Annotated in this window: 17 protein-coding genes; 6 read left to right on the top strand and 11 right to left on the bottom strand. The window is 68.4% G+C overall.

The window, feature by feature from the left end; translation table 11 throughout:
• Positions 1 to 36: 36 nt before the first annotated feature.
• The 3 genes from FYM52_RS03605 to FYM52_RS03595 form a co-directional block, all read right to left on the bottom strand.
• Positions 37 to 606 (bottom strand): DUF1439 domain-containing protein, encoded by a 570-nt coding sequence (locus FYM52_RS03605; protein WP_042415939.1) that lies wholly within the window; start codon positions 604 to 606, stop codon positions 37 to 39.
• Between the two features lie 160 nt (positions 607 to 766).
• A complete protein-coding gene (locus FYM52_RS03600) occupies positions 767 to 1,543 on the bottom strand; it encodes a tyrosine-protein phosphatase (protein ID WP_154163124.1) in 777 nt (258 codons plus the stop codon).
• Between the two features lie 138 nt (positions 1,544 to 1,681).
• Positions 1,682 to 4,612, bottom strand: coding sequence for a DNA topoisomerase III (locus FYM52_RS03595; protein WP_154163123.1), 2,931 nt, complete (start codon positions 4,610 to 4,612; stop codon positions 1,682 to 1,684).
• 143 nt (positions 4,613 to 4,755) lie between these two features.
• On the opposite strand from FYM52_RS03595, the gene FYM52_RS03590 reads away from it, so the two are divergent.
• Genes FYM52_RS03590 through FYM52_RS03580 form a run of 3 tightly spaced genes read left to right on the top strand, consistent with a single transcriptional unit; the run spans position 4,756 to position 6,901 of the window.
• On the top strand, positions 4,756 to 5,280 hold the full coding sequence (locus tag FYM52_RS03590; protein WP_154163122.1) for an SET domain-containing protein: 525 nt from the start codon (positions 4,756 to 4,758) through the stop codon (positions 5,278 to 5,280).
• Positions 5,277 to 6,134, top strand: a complete 858-nt coding sequence (locus tag FYM52_RS03585) for a biotin--[acetyl-CoA-carboxylase] ligase (protein ID WP_162524645.1) — start codon at positions 5,277 to 5,279, stop codon at positions 6,132 to 6,134. Before FYM52_RS03590 ends, FYM52_RS03585 begins: the two co-directional genes overlap by 4 nt.
• A 17-nt stretch (positions 6,135 to 6,151) precedes the next feature.
• Positions 6,152 to 6,901 carry an SPOR domain-containing protein gene (locus FYM52_RS03580; protein WP_154163121.1) on the top strand — a complete coding sequence of 250 codons (750 nt, stop codon included), beginning with the start codon at positions 6,152 to 6,154 and terminating at the stop codon, positions 6,899 to 6,901.
• 81 nt (positions 6,902 to 6,982) lie between these two features.
• On the opposite strand, the gene FYM52_RS03575 is transcribed toward FYM52_RS03580, so the two are convergent.
• Together FYM52_RS03575 and FYM52_RS03570 are read right to left on the bottom strand one after the other, a co-directional pair.
• The gene (locus tag FYM52_RS03575; RefSeq protein ID WP_154163120.1) at positions 6,983 to 7,954 is read right to left on the bottom strand and encodes a tripartite tricarboxylate transporter substrate binding protein; all 972 of its coding nucleotides are present in this window, start codon (positions 7,952 to 7,954) and stop codon (positions 6,983 to 6,985) included.
• A 156-nt stretch (positions 7,955 to 8,110) separates the two neighbouring features.
• The gene (locus FYM52_RS03570) at positions 8,111 to 9,079 is read right to left on the bottom strand and encodes a tripartite tricarboxylate transporter substrate binding protein BugE (RefSeq protein ID WP_154163119.1); all 969 of its coding nucleotides are present in this window, start codon (positions 9,077 to 9,079) and stop codon (positions 8,111 to 8,113) included.
• A 124-nt stretch (positions 9,080 to 9,203) separates the two neighbouring features.
• Here FYM52_RS03570 and FYM52_RS03565 point away from each other — a divergent pair, with 124 nt between their 5' ends.
• Positions 9,204 to 10,190, top strand: coding sequence for a LysR substrate-binding domain-containing protein (locus FYM52_RS03565; protein ID WP_154163118.1), 987 nt, complete (start codon positions 9,204 to 9,206; stop codon positions 10,188 to 10,190).
• Positions 10,191 to 10,212: 22 nt separating this feature from the next.
• Here FYM52_RS03565 and FYM52_RS03560 read toward each other — a convergent pair whose 3' ends face one another.
• The 3 genes from FYM52_RS03560 to FYM52_RS03550 all read right to left on the bottom strand — a co-directional run bounded on the left by FYM52_RS03560 (position 10,213) and on the right by FYM52_RS03550 (position 13,125).
• Complete coding sequence (locus FYM52_RS03560; protein WP_043378590.1) at positions 10,213 to 11,685, bottom strand: sensor histidine kinase N-terminal domain-containing protein; 1,473 nt, start codon at positions 11,683 to 11,685, stop codon at positions 10,213 to 10,215.
• A gap of 69 nt (positions 11,686 to 11,754) precedes the next feature.
• Positions 11,755 to 12,429: a response regulator transcription factor gene (locus FYM52_RS03555; RefSeq protein ID WP_042415966.1), complete on the bottom strand. Its 675-nt coding sequence runs from the start codon at positions 12,427 to 12,429 to the stop codon at positions 11,755 to 11,757.
• Between the two features lie 192 nt (positions 12,430 to 12,621).
• The gene (locus FYM52_RS03550) at positions 12,622 to 13,125 is read right to left on the bottom strand and encodes a MarR family winged helix-turn-helix transcriptional regulator (protein WP_154163117.1); all 504 of its coding nucleotides are present in this window, start codon (positions 13,123 to 13,125) and stop codon (positions 12,622 to 12,624) included.
• 140 nt (positions 13,126 to 13,265) lie between these two features.
• Here FYM52_RS03550 and recA point away from each other — a divergent pair, with 140 nt between their 5' ends.
• On the top strand, positions 13,266 to 14,378 hold the full coding sequence (gene recA / locus FYM52_RS03545) for a recombinase RecA (protein WP_042415972.1): 1,113 nt from the start codon (positions 13,266 to 13,268) through the stop codon (positions 14,376 to 14,378).
• 76 nt (positions 14,379 to 14,454) lie between these two features.
• On the top strand, positions 14,455 to 14,916 hold the full coding sequence (recX, locus tag FYM52_RS03540; RefSeq protein WP_154163116.1) for a recombination regulator RecX: 462 nt from the start codon (positions 14,455 to 14,457) through the stop codon (positions 14,914 to 14,916).
• 60 nt (positions 14,917 to 14,976) lie between these two features.
• Here the strand turns inward: recX and FYM52_RS03535 are convergent, their stop codons facing one another.
• The 3 genes from FYM52_RS03535 to argC form a co-directional block, all read right to left on the bottom strand.
• Positions 14,977 to 16,221, bottom strand: a complete 1,245-nt coding sequence (locus FYM52_RS03535; RefSeq protein WP_154163115.1) for an MgtC/SapB family protein — start codon at positions 16,219 to 16,221, stop codon at positions 14,977 to 14,979.
• 87 nt (positions 16,222 to 16,308) lie between these two features.
• Positions 16,309 to 17,235: an aromatic amino acid DMT transporter YddG gene (gene yddG, locus FYM52_RS03530; RefSeq protein ID WP_042415981.1), complete on the bottom strand. Its 927-nt coding sequence runs from the start codon at positions 17,233 to 17,235 to the stop codon at positions 16,309 to 16,311.
• A 166-nt stretch (positions 17,236 to 17,401) separates the two neighbouring features.
• Entirely contained in the window at positions 17,402 to 18,334 is a 933-nt protein-coding gene (argC, locus tag FYM52_RS03525) for an N-acetyl-gamma-glutamyl-phosphate reductase (protein WP_154163114.1), read from the bottom strand.
• Positions 18,335 to 18,454: the final 120 nt, after the last annotated feature.

Here is an 18,454-nt window from a genome sequence, read left to right as displayed (position 1 = left end):
CCGGCAACAACACCGCGGCGCCTGCGGGCAAGGGCCTCAGGGCTTGGCCGCCGCGTCCTTGGCGACGATGGCCACATCCAGCCCCTGCGGGGTCACGGTGATGGCGCCGGGCTGCAGGCCCAGGCTGTCGGCCAGCTGCAGCTCCTCGGGCTTGACGTGGTACAGCGCAAAGGCCTCCAGCGCCTGCGAGGCCAGGCGCGGGCCATAGGTGGAGACCATGTCGGCCACGGCGGGATCGGCGCCGTCGAACTGCAGGCTCAGCACCTCCACGCGGTGCGCGCGCACGGTGCGGTCCTGGGGCTCGTAACGCAGGGCAAAGCGCACCTCCATGCGGCCGGCATAGCTCTGGCGCAGCGCGGGGCCGGACAGTTGCACGGGCAGGTGCGTCTGCAACTGGTTGCTGGCCGGCAGCAGCTGCAGGGCGGGGCGCTGCATTTCCAGCTGCAGCAGGCCGGCGACGGGGAAGCGCTTGGGGAATTGCTGCAGCAGGCCCTGCTCGAGCTGGGCCTGGCTGACGCTGATCTTGGTGGGCACGGCCTGGGAGCAGGCGCTGAGGGTCAAAGTCGTGGCAGCGGCAACGGCCAACAAAAAATGGCGGCGGGACATGGCGGGCTCGGTTGCAAGACCACAGCCAGCCCGGACAGCGCGGGCAGCCGCAGCCTCAATTTGTATCAAAACAGCAGTAAACGCTGATCCATCCTGCGCTTGGCGCTCTTAATTTTGTGAAGTTTAGCGCAAGCCGCGGCGGGGTGCTGTCGCGCGCCGCTCAGCCTTCCAGGTAACGCTGGGCCAGGCGCTGGCGGGCTGCGGCGTCCACGCCCAGCACCTCGGCCAGGTAGCGGTCCATGCTGCCGGCGCGCTGCTCGGCCAGCGCGAAGGCGCTGTCCAGAAACGGCATCTGCACGCGCCACAGCACGTCCAGGATGTCCTGGGGCACGGACTGCGCGGCCTTGGCCGCCAGCTCGGCCGGGCGGCGGTAGAGCTGGTTGGTCAGCAGATAGTCCTCGCGCACCGCCTCGCGCGACACGCCCAGCGCCAGCAGGATCAGCGCAGCGGCCCAGCCGGTGCGGTCCTTGCCGGCGGTGCAGTGGAACACCAGCGGCTGGTCGCTGTCCTGCAGCAGGCGGAACAGGCGCGCAAAGCGGTCGGCGTTGTCGATGACGAAGCTGCGGTAGGTGTCCTGCATCAGGCCCACGGTTTCGTCGGCGGTCAGGCGGTGGCCCTGCTGCACCAGGGCCAGGGCCCGCTGCACCACGGTGGGCTCGATGCCCAGCACCTGCTGCTCCAGGAACGGCCAGGCATAGCCCTGGCTGGCCCGCTCCTGCACCCCGCGGAAGTCCACGGCCCGCGCCACACCCAGGGCCTGCAAGGCCTGCAGGTCGGCGGGGCTCAGGCCCGCCAGGTGGTCCGAGCGGAACAGCTTGCGCCAGCGCACGGTGCGCCCGTCGGCCCCCGCGTAGCCGCCCAGGTCGCGGAAATTGGTTGTGCCGTCCAGGGCGATGCTGCGCGGCAGCGACACGGGGGTCAGGGGGGCCAGTTCCATGCGAACCACTCCTTCGGGCGAACGTTCAAGACAGGCCGCCGGGCGGCCACGCACACCGGCATGCGGCCGGCATTCCGGGTCCGGCGCATGCACCCGGGCGACAGCCTGTGCGCCCGGGACCTGCGCCGGCGTCGGCGCTCAGGCCTCGCCCTGGCTGTGCAGGTGCTGGCCGACGATGCCGGTCAGCTCAAACATGTTGATCCGGTCCTTGCCGAACACGGGCAACAGCTTGGCATCGGCGACGATGACACGCTTGTCCTTGGGGTCTTGCAGGTTGTGGGCCTTGACGTAGTCCCAGACCTTCTTGACCACCTCGGTGCGCGCCACGGCGCCGTCGCCGATCACGGCGGCCAGCGCGGCATCGGGCCGGTAGTTGGCGGCCGCGGGCTTGCGCGCCGCGGTCTTCTTGGCCGCAGGGGCCTTCTTGGCAGCGGGTGCTTTTTTGGCTGCAGCGCTCGTCCCGGCTGCGCCAGCAGCTCCTGTTTTTGCTGCCGCAGTCTTGCGCGCCGGGTACTTGGACTCGCGCTGCTCGAACTCGAAGTTCACCTTGCCCGCGTCCTTGTCCCAGACCAGGAAGGCCTTGAAGGCGCGGCGCGTGCGGTTGGAGACGAACTTCTCCAGCAGGTCGGTCTTGCCGGTGGCCAGCAGCTTGCCCATCTGCTCGCGCTCGATGGGCTGCTGCAGGATGATCTGGCCGCTCTTGAAGTCGCAGCTGGGCACGGCCTGCTGCGGCGTGGGCACGGCCTTGGCGCAGACGTAGTTGGCGCCATGCTCGAAGACGGGCGCACCGCACTTGGGGCAGGCGCCCAGGCTGTGTTGGTGGCTGAAGTCGACGATCTCGCCGGACTCCTCGTCCTTGTCGTCGCCGAAGTCGAACTCCAGCTTGAAGTTGCCGGCCTCCTCATCGCGCACGATGCCGACCTCGGCCACGAACGGCCAGCCGGCCTTGGAGCGGAAGCCCTCCAGCGGGCCGATGCGGCGGTCGCGCAGCAGCTGCTCGGCCTCGGCGGTCTCGAAGGTGCGGCCCGCGGGCGACTTGGTGAAGGAGAAGCCACAGCCCTCGCTGGTGCCGTGCACGCCGGTGCAGGCGTAGCGGCGGTAGTTTTCCTTGACGATGCCACCGCAGTTCGGGCAGGGCGTGGCCAGCGTCGCATAGTCCCCGGGGATGGTGTCGCGGTCGTATTCCTTGGCCTTCTTCACCATGCGCTCGGTCATGGCGGCAATTTCCTGCATGAAGGCGGCGCGCGACAGCGCGCCCTTTTCCATCTGCGACAGCTTGTACTCCCACTCGCCGGTCAGGTCGGCGCGGCACAGTTCGTCCACCTCCAGGCCGCGCAACAGCGTCATCAGCTGGAAGGCCTTGGCCGTGGGGATCAGCTCGCGGCCTTCGCGCAGCATGTACTTTTCGGTCAGCAGGCCTTCGATGATGGCCGCGCGCGTGGCGGGCGTGCCCAGGCCCTTTTCCTGCATGGCACTGCGCAGCTCTTCGTCGTCGATCTGCTTGCCGGCGCTTTCCATGGCGCCCAGCAGCGTGGCTTCGGAGTAGCGCGCGGGCGGCTTGGTCTTCAGGCCCTTGGGCTGGGCATCGCTGGTGCGCGGCTGCTCACCGGGCTGCACCGCCACCAGGGGCTGGCCCTTGTCGCCTTCCTTGGCATCCTCCACCTCGTTGGCGGCTTCCTTGCCGTAGATGGCCAGCCAGCCCGGTTTGACCAGCACCTTGCCCTCGGTCTTGAAGCTGTGCTGCTCCACCTTGCTGATGCGCGTGGTGACCTGGTATTCGGCGCTGGGGAAGAACACGGCCATGAAGCGGCGCACGACCAGGTCGTAGAGCTTCTGCTCGGCCTCGCTCAGGCCCGATGGGGCCTGGGTGGTGGGGATGATGGCAAAGTGGTCCGAGACCTTGCTGTTGTCGAAGATGCGTTTGCTGGGCCGCACATAGCCCGCGCCGATGGCCTGCTGGGCGAACGGCTCCAGGTGGCGCATGCCGCTGTGGGCCAGCATCTCGAAGGTCTGCTTGGCCACGGGCACGTAGTCCTCGGGCAGGGCGCGCGAATCGGTACGCGGGTAGGTCAGGGCCTTGTGGCGCTCGTACAGGCTTTGCGCCAGCGCCAGCGTGGTCTTGGCCGAGAAGCCGAACTTGCCGTTGGCCTCGCGCTGCAGGCTGGTCAGGTCGAACAGCAGGGGCGAGGCCTGGGTGGTGGGCTTGCTCTCTTCCGTGACGGTGGCGGGCTTGCCCCGGACCGCTGCGGCAATCGCTTGCGCTTCGGCAGCGCTCCACACGCGATCGGCCTTGGCTTCCGCGTCTTCGGTTTTCTTCCACTGGGGGTTGAACCACTTGCCCAGGTACTGGCCGGCCTGCGCGTCGAAGGTGCCATGCACTTCCCAGTAGTCACGGCTGACGAACTTGCGGATCTTGTCCTCGCGGTCCACCACCAGCGACAGCGTCGGCGTCTGCACGCGGCCCACGGTGGTCAGGAAGAAGCCGCCATCGCGCGAGTTGAAGGCCGTCATGGCGCGCGTGCCGTTGATGCCCACCAGCCAGTCGGCCTCGGAACGGCTGCGCGCTGCATCGGCCAGGCCCTGCATCTGCTGCTCGCTGCGCAGCTTCTCGAAGCCTTCGCGGATGGCCTGCGGGGTCATCGACTGCAGCCACAGGCGCTGGATGGGCTTGCCCAGGCCGCCCTTGGCGCCGCCGGCGTACTGCTCGATCAAGCGGAAGATCAGTTCCCCTTCGCGGCCCGCGTCACAGGCGTTGATCAGTTGCGTCACATCCTTGCGCTTGGCCTGCTTGACCACGGCATTCAGGCGGCTCTTGGTCTTGTCCACGGGCTTGAGGTCGAAGCGCGGGGGGATCACCGGCAGGTTGGCAAAACTCCATTTGCCGCGTTTGACGTCGAACTCCTCGGGCGCCTGGATCTCCACCAGGTGGCCCACGGCACTGGTGACCACGAACTGCTCGTTCTCGAAATGGTCCTCGTGCTTGTCAAACTTGCCGTAGGCGGGCGTGAGGGCCCGCACGATGTCCTGTGCCACCGACGGTTTTTCCGCTATCACCAAGGTCTTTGTCATTGAGTGCTCTCGTCTTTTTGCAGCGGTGGGCGCCGCGCCGGGCAGCCACCGCTTCTACAATCCATCTTCACGCACGCGTGCGTGCGCATGCATATGTGCGCGCATGTGCGCATGTGTGCCTATTTAAGTTATCAGAGATTCCAATGCCCAGCACTGCCAATCCCCCATCTCACGGCAAGCGCATCCAGGCGCGCCGCTCCGGCGTCCATGGCAAGGGCGTGTTCGCCGTGCAGGACATTGCGGCCGGCGAGACCATCATCGAGTACCGGGGCGAGGTCATCAGCTGGGACGAGGCACAGCGCCGCCACCCGCACGACCCCAGCCAGCCCAACCACACCTTCTACTTCCACGTGGACGAGGATGTGGTCATCGATGCGGCGCATGGCGGCAATTCGGCACGCTGGATCAACCACAGCTGCGCGCCCAACTGCTACACCGACGAACGCGGGGGGCGCATCTTCATCGTGGCGCTGCGCAACATTGCCGCCGGGGAAGAGCTGAACTACGACTACGGCCTGATCATCGAGGAGCGCTACACGCCCAAGCTCAAGGCCGAGTACGCCTGCTGGTGCGGCGCTCCCACCTGCCGCGGCACCATGCTGGCGCCCAAGCGCGGCTGGCGCCCGCCCATGCCCGAGGACTTCGCCGCGCAAGGAACCACCCCGTGAGCACCACCCCGACCCGCTGGCCCGCGGAAGACCTGTGGCTGGAGATCGCCCCGCGGCTGCCGGGTTTCACGGTGGAAGTGCTGCCCGAGATCGACTCCACCAACACCGAGCTGATGCGCCGCGCGCGCAGCGGCCAGGTCGACCCCATCGTGCTGGTCGCTGAATCGCAGACCGCCGGCCGCGGACGCCTGGGGCGCCAGTGGATCAACCAGCCCGGGGATTGCCTGATGTATTCGCTGGGCCTGATGCTGCAGCCCGCCGACTGGTCCGGCCTGTCCCTGGTGGTGGGACTGAGCATTGCCGAGTCGCTGCAGGCCGCGCCCGACGCCAGCGCCCCGCGCCTCGGCGTCAAGTGGCCCAACGACCTGTGGCTGTGGGACGGGCGCAAGCTGGCCGGCACCCTGATCGAAACCGCCAACGTGCCCGCCGACGTACTGGCCCCGGCCCATGGCAGCGGCCCCGGGCCGGCACGCTTTGTCATCCTCGGCACCGGCATCAACGTCTGCCCGCCACCGTCCCGCAGCGACGCCCTGTCCACCCCGGTCGCCTGCCTGCAGGACCTGGACCCGCGCTGGAGCGCCCCGCTGGCGCTGCAGCGATTGCTGCCACGGCTGGTGGAGGACGTGCTGCTGTTCGCCGACCACGGTCTGGCGCCATTCGTGGACCGCTTTGCACACCGCGACGTGCTGCGTGGCCGGGCCGTGCACCTCAGTGATGGCAGCCAGGGCGTGGCCGAAGGCATTGCCGCCGACGGCAGCCTGTTGCTGCGCACCCCCCAGGGACTGCGCCCCGTCATCAGCGGCGATGTCAGCGTGCGCCCGATCGACATGGCCTTGCCCACTGCCCGCCCCTAACCCACGGAGCTGCTGCCATGTTGCGTTTTGCCTTGCTTGTCTTGCTGCTGGCCAATGCGGGTTACCTGGCCTGGACCCAGGGCTGGATGGCGACCCTGGGCTGGACCCCGGCCGTGCAATCCGAGCCCCAGCGTCTGGCGCGCCAGGTGCGGCCCGACGTGCTCAGCGTGGTGCGCGAGCCCACCATCACGGCGCCGCCTGCGCCTGCACCCGAGGCCGCCCCCGCAGCCCCAACACCGGCCGTCCCTGCGCCCGACGTGGCGCTGCCTGCCCCCGCCGCACCAGCGGCCGCAGCGGCCGCGGCGCCCGAAGCCCTGGTCTGCCTGCAGACCGAGAGCATGGACGAAGCCCAGGCCAACCGGCTGCGCCAGGCCCTGCGCCAGAGCGAGCTGCCTGCCAGCAGCTGGGAATGGCAGACCAGCGCCGTGGCGGGCCGCTGGATGGTCTACGTCGGCAAGTTCGCCAACGAAACGGCGCTGGAAAAGCGCCGGGCCGAGTTGCGCACGCGCAAGATCGGTTTTGACCGGGCGGGTGGCAGCCTGGAGCCCGGCCTGTCCCTGGGCCGCTTCTCGACCGAGGAAGCCGCCACGCGCGAGCTGACCAACATGCTGAACCAGGGCGTGCGCGGCGCCCGCGTGGTGCAGGAGCGCGCCGCGCAGACGCTGTACACCCTGCGCCTGGCGCAGCTGACGCCCGCGCAGCGCAGCAGCCTGCAGGCCTTGCGCCCGGCCTTCGCGGCCAAGCCGCTGCGCCCCTGCGGCGACTGAGCGCCCGCCACAAGCCGGCGCCCTGCAAAAAACGGCCCCGTTGCCGGGGCCGTGTGGTGGGGAGTTGGGCGCGGTTCGCGCTCAGTCGATGCTGATGCCCGCCGCTGCCGCCACGCCCTTCATCTTGGCGACTTCGCTGGCGATCTGCTGTGTGAACTCGGCACTGGACGTGCCCGATACGAACAGGCCCTGGGCATCCATGCGCTGCTTCACGGCGGGGTCCTTCAGGGCCTCGGCCACGGCCTTCTGCACGCGGGTCACCTGCGCGGCCGGCGTGCTCTTGGGGGCGACCAGGCCGAACCATGAGGGATCGTTCAGCTCGGGGTGGCCGACCTCCTTGTAGGTCGGCACATCGGGCAGCACGGCGAGGCGGTCACTCCAAGACACAGCAATCGCGCGCAACTTGCCCGCCCTGACGTGGGGCAGCGAGGACGCCACCTGGTCGAAGTACACCGGCACCTGGCCGCCCAGCACGTCATTGACCGCCGGACCGGCCCCACGGTAGGGGATGTGGACCATATCCACGCCGGTGGCCTTGATGAACTGCGCGCCCCACATGTGGCCGATGGTGCCGTTGCCGGGGGTGGCATAGCTCACCTTGCCGGGGTGGGCCTTGAGGTAGGCCACCAGCTCGGCAAAGTTCTTGACCGGAATGATGGAGGGGTTGATGACGATGACGCCCGGCGCCTTGACCACTTCGGTCACCCCGACGAAGTCCTTGACCGCGTCGTAGGGCAGCTTCTTGTAGACGGCGGGGTTCACCCCGTGCGTGGACAGGGTGGCCACACCAAAGGTCAGGCCATCGGTGGCGCGTGCCACCTCGGTCATGCCGATCGAGCCGCCAGCGCCGGCCTTGTTTTCGATCACCACGGGCTGGCCCAGCAGGCGGGACAACACATCCTGCATGTTGCGCGGCACCATGTCGGTGGCCCCGCCCGGTGGGAAGGGCACCACAATGCGCAGCGCGCCCGATTCCTGGGCGGTCGCGCCCAGGGGCAGGCTGGCGGCCAGCACCGCGGCGGAGAGGGAAGCAAACCATGTGCGTCGTTGCATCAGACAGACCTTTCAAACCATCAAAACCGGCGCGACGGCGCGCCTTGGAGGTCGACTGGTATGCAAGCTGCGTGCCATGCCCCACGGCTGCGCCGGGCATGAAAAAACCCGCAGGCGCTGGGCACTGCGGGTGGGCGGGAGACCGGGAGGACCGGATCAGTTCACGCTGATGTTGGCCGAGGCGGCCACGCTCTTCATCTTGGCGACTTCGCTGGCGATCTGCTTGGTGAAATCGGCGCTGGACGTGCCCGAGATGTACATGCCCTGGGCATCCATGCGCTTCTTCACAGCGGGGTCCTTCAGGGCTTCGGCCACGGCCTTCTGCACGCGGGCCACGGTCTCGGCCGGGGTGCTCTTGGGGGCGACCAGACCGAACCACGAAGGATCGTTCAGCTCGGGGTGACCAGCTTCCTTGTAGGTGGGCACATCGGGCAGCACGGCCAGACGTTCGTTCCAGGACACGGCGATCGCGCGCAGCTTGCCGCCCTGGATGTGGGGCAGCGACGATGCCACCTGGTCGAAGTACACCGGCACCTGGCCACCCAGCACATCGTTGATGGCAGGGCCCGCACCGCGGTAGGGAATGTGCAGCATGTCCACGCCGGTGGCCTTGATGAACTGCGCGCCCCACATGTGGCCGATGGTGCCGTTGCCGGGGGTGGCATAGCTGACCTTGCCAGGGTTGGCCTTCAGGTAGGCCACCAGTTCGGCAAAATTCTTGGCAGGAATCAGCTTGGGGTTGATCACGATGACGCCCGGGGCCTTCACGATCTCGGTCACGCCGACGAAATCTTCGGTCGCGTTGTAGGGCAGCTTGGTGTAGACGGCGGGGTTGACGCCGTGGGTCGACAGGGTGGCGATGCCGAAAGTCAGGCCGTCAGTGGCACGGGCCACTTCGGCCATGCCGATGGAGCCGCCGGCGCCGGCCTTGTTTTCCACGATCACGGGCTGGCCCAGCAGCTTGCCCAGGACGTCCTGCAGGTTACGGGGCACCATGTCGGTCGAGCCACCGGCAGGGAAAGGCACGATGATGCGCAGAGGGCGCGTATCCTGGGCCACAGCCATGCCGGAGACAGACACTGCTGCAGCGGCGGCAACAGCGGAGATGAAGTGACGACGTTGCATCGTGTGGGCTCCTATGTCGAGAAAGCGGGTTATCTATAAGACCAGCACATAAGGTTAGGGTAAATCCGGGTTGCGACCAAACAAATACTCCTATTGTTATTATTCCCGCAAGGAATGAATCAACATGTCCACCAGCTTGCTCCCCCTTCGCCGGCTCACGCCCCCCATCCACCTGCTGCGCGCCTTCTCCACGGTCGCGCGGTTCGGCGGCGTCTCGCGCGCGGCCGAGGCCCTGCACCTGACGCAGAGCGCCGTCAGCAAACAGATCCAGGAGCTGGAGAAATGGGTGGGCGTGGACCTGTTCGAGCGCAGCCGCAAACGCCTGACGCTGACACCGGCGGGCGAGCGCTATGAAAAAGCCGTGCGCGCGCTGCTGTCGCAACTGGAATCGGCCACGCTGGAGCTGATCACCAGCACCGACGGCGGCGGCGCCCTGCACCTGTCCAGCCTGCCCACGTTCGGCGCCACCTGGCTGATCCCGCGCCTGCCGCAGTTCCAGCAGCAGCACCCCCAGGTGACGCTGCACTTCGTGCCCTACAGCTACGACCTGGAGAGCCCCAACCTGGACTGCTCCATCCTGTTCGGCGAAGGCCACTGGCCCGGCGCCCGCGCGCACTACCTGGACGGCCAGGATGTGGCCTTGATCGCGCCGCCGGCCAGCTTTGGCGGCCCGCCCATCCGCAGCCCGCACGACGTGGCCCAGTACACGCGCCTGCGTCACCTGACGATTCCGCACGCCTGGCTGACCTGGACCCACGCCTGGGACGTGGAGAACCTGGACCCGCTGGCCGGGCTGCAGTTCGACCAGTTCCAGACCATCATCCAGGCCGTCATGGCCGGCATGGGTGTGGCCCTGGTGCCGCGCTGCCTGGTGGAAGACAAGATTGCCGCCGGCCTGGTCAGCGAACCCCTGCCCGAGCACGGCCTGGTCAGCAACCTGGGCTACTGGCTGTGCTACCCCGAATCGCGCGCCAACATCGCGCCGCTGGTGGCCTTCCGCAACTGGCTGCTGACCCAGGCGCGCCCGTACAGGGAGCCAACCACCACCAGCCTGGCCGCCCAGCAGAAAAGCCGCACCAAGCTGCGCGGCAGCGGTTCGGACTTCACGTAAAACAGGGCCCAGGCCTGGTCCGTCAATCGCCCACTGCTTCCAAAACAGGCGCTTTGCGCAACGCCGGAAAGCGCACGCTGAACAAGGCGCCGCACGGCTGGCGCTGTGGCTGGGCGTCGTCCAGCACCACTTCGGCGCCATGCTGGCGGGCAATCTCCTGCACGATGGGCAGGCCCAAGCCCGAGCCGTCGGCGCCCGTGCCCAGGGCGCGGTAAAACGGCTGAAACACCAGCTCGCGCTCCTCGGGCGGCACGCCCGGTCCGGTGTCCTCCACCTGCAGCAGCACCATGCGCGCCAGCGGGTCGGGCAGCACGCGCGCCGTCACCACCGCCGGCTGCTCGGCGCTGGACGGGCTGTAGTGGATGGCGTTCGTCAGCAGGTTGCGCACCAGCTCCTTGAGCAAGGTGGCATTGCCGTGCAGCCAGACGCCGGCGCTGCCCGGATCGGCGCCCTCGTAGCCCATGTCCACATGCCGGTCCATGGCCAGGGGCAACAGCTCCTGCACCACCTCGATCACCAGCTGCGCCAGGTCGCAGGGCGCGCGCTGCAGGCCAGCCCCGGCGGCCTCGGCCCGCGCCAGCGACAGCAGTTGGTTCACGGTGTGGGTGGCGCGGATGCTGGAGCGGCCGATCTGCTCCAGCGAGCGCTTGAGCTCCTCGGTGCTGTTGCCATCGCGTTGCGCCAGGTCGGCCTGCATGCGCAGACCGGCCAGCGGCGTCTTGAGCTGGTGTGCCGCATCGGCCAGGAAGCGCTTTTGCGTGGCCAGCGATTCGTTGAGGCGGCGCAGCAGGTCGTTCACCGCATCCACCAGCGGCACCACCTCCATGGGCACGCCACGGTGGTTCAGCGGCGACAGGTCCTCGGGCTTGCGCGCCCGGATGCGCTCTTCCAACCGGTGCAGCGGCTTGATGCCGCGCGCAAGTGCCAGCCACACCAGCAGCACGGCCAGCGGCAGGATGACGAACTGCGGCAGCATCACGCCCTTGATGATTTCGGCCGCCAGCACGCTGCGCTTTTCGCGGGTCTCGGCCACCTGCACCAGGGCCAGCTCGTCGTCGCCCACCAGGGGCAGGCGCACCCACATGGCGGCCACGCGGATGTCCACGCCGCGCAGCTCGTCGTCGCGCAGCACGACCTCGCCGGCCGGCACCTCGTAGCGCGGGTGCGCGGCCGGAAAATCACGGTCGCCCGACAGGTGCTCGCCCTTGTTGTTCAGCACCTGGTAGAACACCATGTCCGACTCGTCGGCGCGCAGGATTTCGGTGGCCGGCAGCGGCAGGTTGAACTGGATGCGCCCGTCGTCCTCGACCATGATCAGCTGGGCCAGGGCGTGGACGTTGTACTCCAGCGCGCGGTCAAAGGGCTTGTTGGCCAGCGACTGCGCCACCAGCCAGGTCAGCACCAGGCTCACCGGCCACAGCAGCAGCAAGGGGGTGAGCATCCAGTCCAGGATTTCACCAAACAGGGAGCGCTGCTCGCGCTGGAAGATTTTCACGGGCTGCGACCTGGAATGTGGGTGTTTTCAGCCTCCAGCGCCGATGCAGCAAGCGCCGACAGCTATCAACTATTCTGTGATTTTCTCCAGGCAATAGCCCAGACCGCGCACCGTGGCGATGCGGATCGGCCCGCGTTCGATCTTCTTGCGCAGGCGGTGGATGTAGACCTCGATGGCATTGTTGCTCACCTCCTCGCCCCACTCGCACAGGCGCTCGACCAGCTGGTCCTTGCTGACCAGGCGCCCGGCGCGCTGCAGCAGCACCTCCAGCAGACCCAGCTCGCGCGCGCTCAGCTCCACCATCTTGCCGTCGATGGTGGCCACCCGCCCGGACTGGTCGTAGACCAGCGGCCCGTGCTTGATGGTGCTGCTGGCCCCGCCCATGCCACGGCGCGTCAGCGCACGCACGCGCGCTTCCAGCTCGGACAGCGCGAAGGGCTTGGCCATGTAGTCGTCGGCCCCGAAGTCCAGGCCCTGCACGCGCTCTTCCACGCTGTCGGCGGCGGTGAGGATCAGCACCGGCAGCGCATCGCCGCGCCCGCGCATGCGCTTGAGCACTTCCAGCCCGTGCATGCGCGGCAGGCCCAGGTCCAGGATCAGCAAATCAAAATGGTGGTTGGTGACCAGGGCCGTGTCCGCCTCGGTCCCGCTGGCCACGTGGTCCACCACCGCCCCGGCGCCGCGCAGGCTGCGCAGCAGGCCGTCGGCCAGCACTTGGTCATCTTCTGCTATCAGGATGCGCATCGCTTCGTCTCCTTGCCGCGCCGCGATCTGCTGCCACGGGCTGCGGCGTCGTGCCTGCCTTGTCACCAACGGCACTCCCTGCGCCGTCCATCGGGCCATTCTAGGAGCCGCACTGCAGGCGCCCTACAGGTGTTTACGCGGGTGCTGCAGTGCAGCAGCCCGGCAGTCTTGACCCGCATCAAGCCACCCGCACTAGGCCAGGTCGCCGGCCTCGCTGCCATAGGCGTCCAGCCCCAGGCGCACCACGGTGGCCACCTCCTGGCCGACGGACTCGACGAACTCCGCCTCGGCCTGCTGCACGGCGCGCTGAAAGGCCCAGTGCCACTCGCGCCCGGCCTCGGTGTAGACCACGCGCTTGGCCCGGCGGTCGTGCGGATCGGCCTGGCGCGTGACCAGGCCCCAGGCCTCGCACTGGTCCACCAGGTCCAGCATGGCCTGCTTGCTCATGCCGGCGCGCTCGGCCAGGTCGGTGATGCGGTCGCCTTGCAGCGACAGGTGCCGCGTGATGTGGATGTGCGCCGCGCCCACCTTGTCGCGCGCCGCCAGGTTGGACAAGGCCAGCGGCGTCTCGTCGTCCTGCGCCATCAGGCTGCGCACGCGCGCATCGAACTTGCGCTGGGCATGGCCCAGCAGGCGCCCCAGGTGCAGGTGGCGCCAGGCTTCATCGGGCAGCGAGGGGGTCACAATCTTTGACATGGTCAGTTTTCAGAAACGTCAAACAACTTGACTATATATTTTTCAGAAAGCACCTACACTACTGTTCAAGCATCCAGCCTGTGAACATGCACAGGGGTGCCAACTTCCACCCCTCTCTGTCTTTTTGCAAGGAAACCGCCATGAACGCCATCGCCCGCAACACCGACGCCAACAGCGAAAAAGCCAAGGCCCTGGCCGCCGCCCTGGCCCAGATCGAAAAGCAGTTTGGCAAGGGCACCATCATGAAGCTGGGCGAGGGCGAGGCCGTGGAAGACATCCAGGTCGTGTCCACCGGCTCACTGGGCCTGGACGTGGCCCTGGGCGTGGGCGGTCTGCCCCGCGGTCGTGTGATCGAGATCTACGGCCCCGAGTCGTCCGGCAAGACCACGCTGACCCTGCAGGTCGTGGCCGAGATGCAGAAGCTGGGCGGCACCTGCGCCTTCATCGACGCCGAGCACGCGCTGGACACCAGCTATGCCCAGAAGCTGGGCGTGAACCTGAACGAGGTGCTGATCAGCCAGCCCGACACCGGCGAGCAGGCCCTGGAAATCGTCGACAGCCTGGTGCGCTCCGGCGCCGTGGACCTGATCGTCGTCGACTCGGTGGCCGCCCTGGTGCCCAAGGCCGAAATCGAAGGCGAAATGGGCGACCAGCTGCCCGGCCTGCAGGCCCGCCTGATGAGCCAGGCGCTGCGCAAGCTGACCGCGACCATCAAGAAGACCAACTGCACGGTCATCTTCATCAACCAGATCCGCATGAAGATCGGTGTGATGTTCGGCTCGCCCGAAACCACCACCGGCGGCAATGCGCTGAAGTTCTACGCCTCGGTGCGCCTGGACATCCGCCGCACCGGCACCATCAAGAAGGGCGACAACGCCATCGGCAACGAGACCAAGGTCAAGGTGGTGAAGAACAAGGTGTCGCCCCCGTTCAAGACGGCCGAGTTCGACATCCTGTTCGGCGAAGGCATCAGCCGCGAGGGCGAGATCCTGGACATGGCCGTGGAAGCCAAGCTGCTGGAAAAGTCCGGCGCCTGGTATGCCTACAACGGCGAGAAGATCGGCCAGGGCCGTGACAACGCCCGCGAGTTCCTGAAGGAAAACCCCGCGCTGGCCGTGGAAATCGAGAACAAGGTGCGCGAGAGCCTGGGCATCAGCCTGATCCCCGTGGCCGAAGGCGAAGCCGCCGCCAAGCCCGCCAAGGGCAAGAAGGCCGACAAGGCCGTGGCCGATGAAGACGGCGTGATCGGCTGATCACATTCGACGACAAAATGGCTGCCAGCGCTGACCTAGCAAGCGCGGGCAGCTATTTTTTTGAGACTTTCGCACCATGGGATTCGACAAACTCTCGCTCACCGGTCGCGCCCTCAAACTGCTGGGTCAGCGCGAACACGCGCGCCTGGAGCTGGAACGCAAGCTGGCCCCGCACGCGGAAGAAGGCGACGACCTGGCCGCCGTGCTGGATGCGCTGGAGGCCAAGGGCTTCATCAGCCCCGAGCGCGTGGCCCAGTCCGTGCTGTACCGGCGCAGCGGCAAGCTGGGCAATGCCCGCGTGCTGCACGAGCTGCGCAGCAAAGGCCTGGACGATGCCACCGTGCGCGCGGCGGCCGAGCAGCTCAAGGACACGGAACACGCCCGCGCCTGGGACGTCTGGCAGCGCAAGTTCGGCACCGTGGCCGCCACGCCGCAGGAACGCCTGAAGCAGATGCGTTTTCTGGCCAGCCGCGGCTTTGGCGGCGACGTGGTCAACAAGGTCTTGCGCGGTCAGTCCCCGGACGGCGAGGAAGGCTGAGCCAGTGCCTGCCACCGGCGCCGTGACCAGGCACCACGGCCACTCAACCGACGGCGGGGCCTAGGCGCCCGCGCCGCTGGCCCACAGGCCCAGCACACCCCCGGTCAGCATGGCCAGCAGGCCCAGCGCCACCAGCACCCCGTAGCGCACCCCACCGACCGCGAACGCCAGCGCGCCCTTGCTGACGCAGCTGGCGCCCAGCACGGCCAGCGTGCCCCAGCGCCCCACCTCCAGCGGCATGCCGCCCTTGGCCACCAACTGGGCCACGCCCGCGGCCGCGGCCTGCACCTCCGCCAGCGCCACCATGGCCGCCGCAGCCAGGGCCCCGGTGTGACCGAACAGTTGCTCCAGCCACGCCGCCAGCAAGGAGACGCCGGAGATCAAGCCGGCAATCAGCAAGGCATGCGAGAGCTTGAAGGCCCGGTCTTCCTGCGGGGCCTGCACCGCTGGCGCCGTCACCCCGCCCAGCCACCACAGCGCGGCAATCGCCGCCAGCAAGCCCAGCACGGCCGCCACCCAGCTCCACAGCGTGGCCTGCAGCAGCCTGGGCGACACCGCCGCCACCACCGCCACAAACAGCAGCAGCGAGGCCAGGTTGGCCAGCAGCGCCGCCGCCGCGCTGGGCACGACCAGGGCGGCATCGGCACGCGCCTGCTGCCCCAGGCTGCTGACCGCGGCGGTGGACGAGGCAAAGCCCGAGAAGAAGCCGGCGATGGCCAGCCCCCAGCGCGCCCCCAGGATGCGCTGCGCGAAGTGGCCGAACACCCCCACCGCCATCACCAGCACCACGATGCGCCAGACCAGCATGGGGCGGATGGCGCCCCAGGGGTCGATGGGCTCGCGCGGCAGCAGCGGCATCACCACCAGGGCCGCCGCGCCCAGCAGCAGGGCATCCTGGATTTCCCGCTCACTGATCCATTCGCGGCTGATCTTTTGCAGCGGCGCCTTGGCCTGCAGCAGGATGGCCACCAGCACCCCTAGGGCGCCGGACAGTGCCGCCTCGTGCGCGGCCAGGGCGCCCAGCACGGCCGCCAGCAGCAGGGCCACCTCACCGGTGAGCCCGGGGTCCTCGTGGGCCGACTGCAGGTAGGCGGCCAGGGTCAGCGCCGCCAGTGCCAGCAACGCCGCGATGAACACCCAGGGCCCCAGCAGCCAGGTGATGCAGCCCAGCAAGGCCACCAGCGCATGCGTGCGCGTACCGGCCGGCAGCAGGTGGGGAGGCTGGGTGCGCTCGCGCACCACACCGATCATGAGCCCAACGCCCAGGGCGGTCAGCAGGGCTAGGCTGGTGGCATTCCAATCCATAAACCAGGGGGTCCAAAGCAAGGGAAGAAGGAGCCCGCAGCTTAGAGCAGCGCAGGCCGCCGGGCAAACGACCGGGGCTGCGCGGGATCAACGCCCGCGCGTGGCGCCCCAGCAGACCAGGGAGCCCAGCGTGACCAGCACCACGCCCTGCCAGAACGGCAGCCCGGGCCGCACCGCCAGCCAGACGCTGGCCCACAGCGCCGACAGCACCGGCGTGAAGTACGAGCCCGCGGCCAGCACCGCCAGGTTGCCGCGCTGGATGCCATGCTCCCAGCAGCTGTAGGCCAGGGCCGTGCAGCCGCCCACGGCCAGCACCTGGGCGGCGACGCCCCAGCTCCACTGCATGGGCACAGTCGGCAGGGCCAGCCACTGCGCCCACAGCAGGCCGGAGGTGAACAGCAGGAACAGCCCGACCCCGTTGAAGCCGCCACCATGCACGCGCGACAGCACCGAGTACGCGGGCCACATCAGCGCCGCGCCAAAGGCCAGGGCATAGGCCAGGGGGTTGGCCGCCATGTGCGCCACCAGGCTCTGCCAGCCGGGGGCATCGCCCGCCGGGGCGCCATCGCCCATCACCAGGCCCAGGCCCCACAGGCACAGCGCGGCGCCGGGCCACAGCCACCAGCGGGCGGCCTGCTGGCGGCACAGCACGGCCAGCACGATGGTCAGGCTGGGCCAGAGGTAGTTGATCATGCCCAGCTCCATAGCCTGCTGGCGGCCGTGCGCCAGGCCGATGGCCACGGACAGACTGATCTCGTAGCAGGCAAACAGCAGGCCGCAGGCCACCAGGTACACGCGCGAGACGCTGCGCAACTGGGCGCGCGTGGGCAGGCCGCGGACCAGCAGCACGAAGGCGGTGCTGACGCTGAACAGCACAGCCGCGCCGCCCAGGGCGCCCAGGGCTTCGGACACCGAGCGCATCAGGCCGACGGTGCCGCTCCAGCACAGCACGGCCACCAGGCCGATCAGGGTGGCACGGCGGATTTCGGCAGAACGGGCAGACGGTGCAGACATGGATGAATCAAGAAAAGGAGCAGTTTGCGCAGGTTCAACAAAGGTTTCAGATAGATAACTACCTGCAGCCCTCACCAGTACTGCGCCAGCCGCTATACAGATGCCAAGGCACCGGGTGCAAAAAAGCGGCCCGCAGGCCGCTGGTGCGCAGGGTCCAACGACCCGCTCAGAGCCCCAGCATCAGCTGCAGGTTCTGCACGGCCGCGCCACTGGCACCCTTGCCCAGGTTGTCCAGGCGGGCGATCAGCACGGCCTGGCGGTACTGCTCGTTGGCGAACACGCGCAACTCCAGCTGGTTGGTGCCGGCCAGCGTGTCAGCGGCCAGCTTGTGGTCCTCCGTGGGCGGCAGCACCTTGACCCACTGCGCGGGCGCGTTGGTCTGGGCGTAGTGGCTGGTCAGGGCATCGTGCAGATCGGCGGCCTTGGGCGCGCCGGGCAGCAGGTCCAGGTGCAGGGGCAGCTGCACCAGCATGCCCTGCGCGTAGTTGCCCACGGCAGGGATGAACACGGGGCGGCGGGTCAGGCCGGTGTACTGCAGGATTTCGGGGATGTGCTTGTGCGACAGGCCCAGCGCGTAGGCTTCGTAGGGTGCAGCGCCACCCGCCTCATAGGCCTCGATCATGCTGCGGCCACCGCCGCTGTAGCCGGACACGGAGGGCAGGCTCAGGCCGTAGTCCGCTGGAATCAGGCCCGCATCCACCAGCGGGCGCAGCAGCGCGATCGCGCCCGTGGCGTAGCAGCCGGGGTTGGACACGCGGGTGGCGGTCTTCACGGCGTCCAGCTGGCCGGCACACAGTTCGGGGAAGCCATAGACCCAGCCCGGGGCCACGCGGTGCGCGGTCGAGGCGTCGATGATCTTGATGGCGCGGCCGGTCTCGGCGGTGATGCCGTCCACCATGGCCGCCGTCTCGCGCGCGGCATCGTCGTGCAGGCACAGGATCACCAGATCCACGCCGGCGATCAGCGCGCGCTTGGCGGCAGGGTCCTTGCGCAGCTCGGGCGCAATGCTGACCAGCTCCACGCCAGCCATACCCTGCAAGCGGTCACGAATCTGCAGACCCGTGGTGCCGGCTTCGCCATCAATAAAGACTTTGGACATCTCAACGCTCCCGCGCCCTCTGGCGCATATCTGTGTCTGGGCCACATGCCGCGGCGCCATCTGCTGAAAAACGCCGATTGTCCACTGCATTCGCGGTGTGCGCGCACTCATCGGCAAATG

The sequence above is a fragment of the Comamonas sp. CAH-2 genome, from assembly GCF_009668305.1.
GTDB classification, from domain to species: Bacteria; Pseudomonadota; Gammaproteobacteria; order Burkholderiales; family Burkholderiaceae_C; genus Comamonas; species Comamonas aquatica.
The sequence above is the reverse complement of the archived record's forward strand: the minus strand, read 5'-3'. Positions and strand labels throughout refer to the sequence as shown.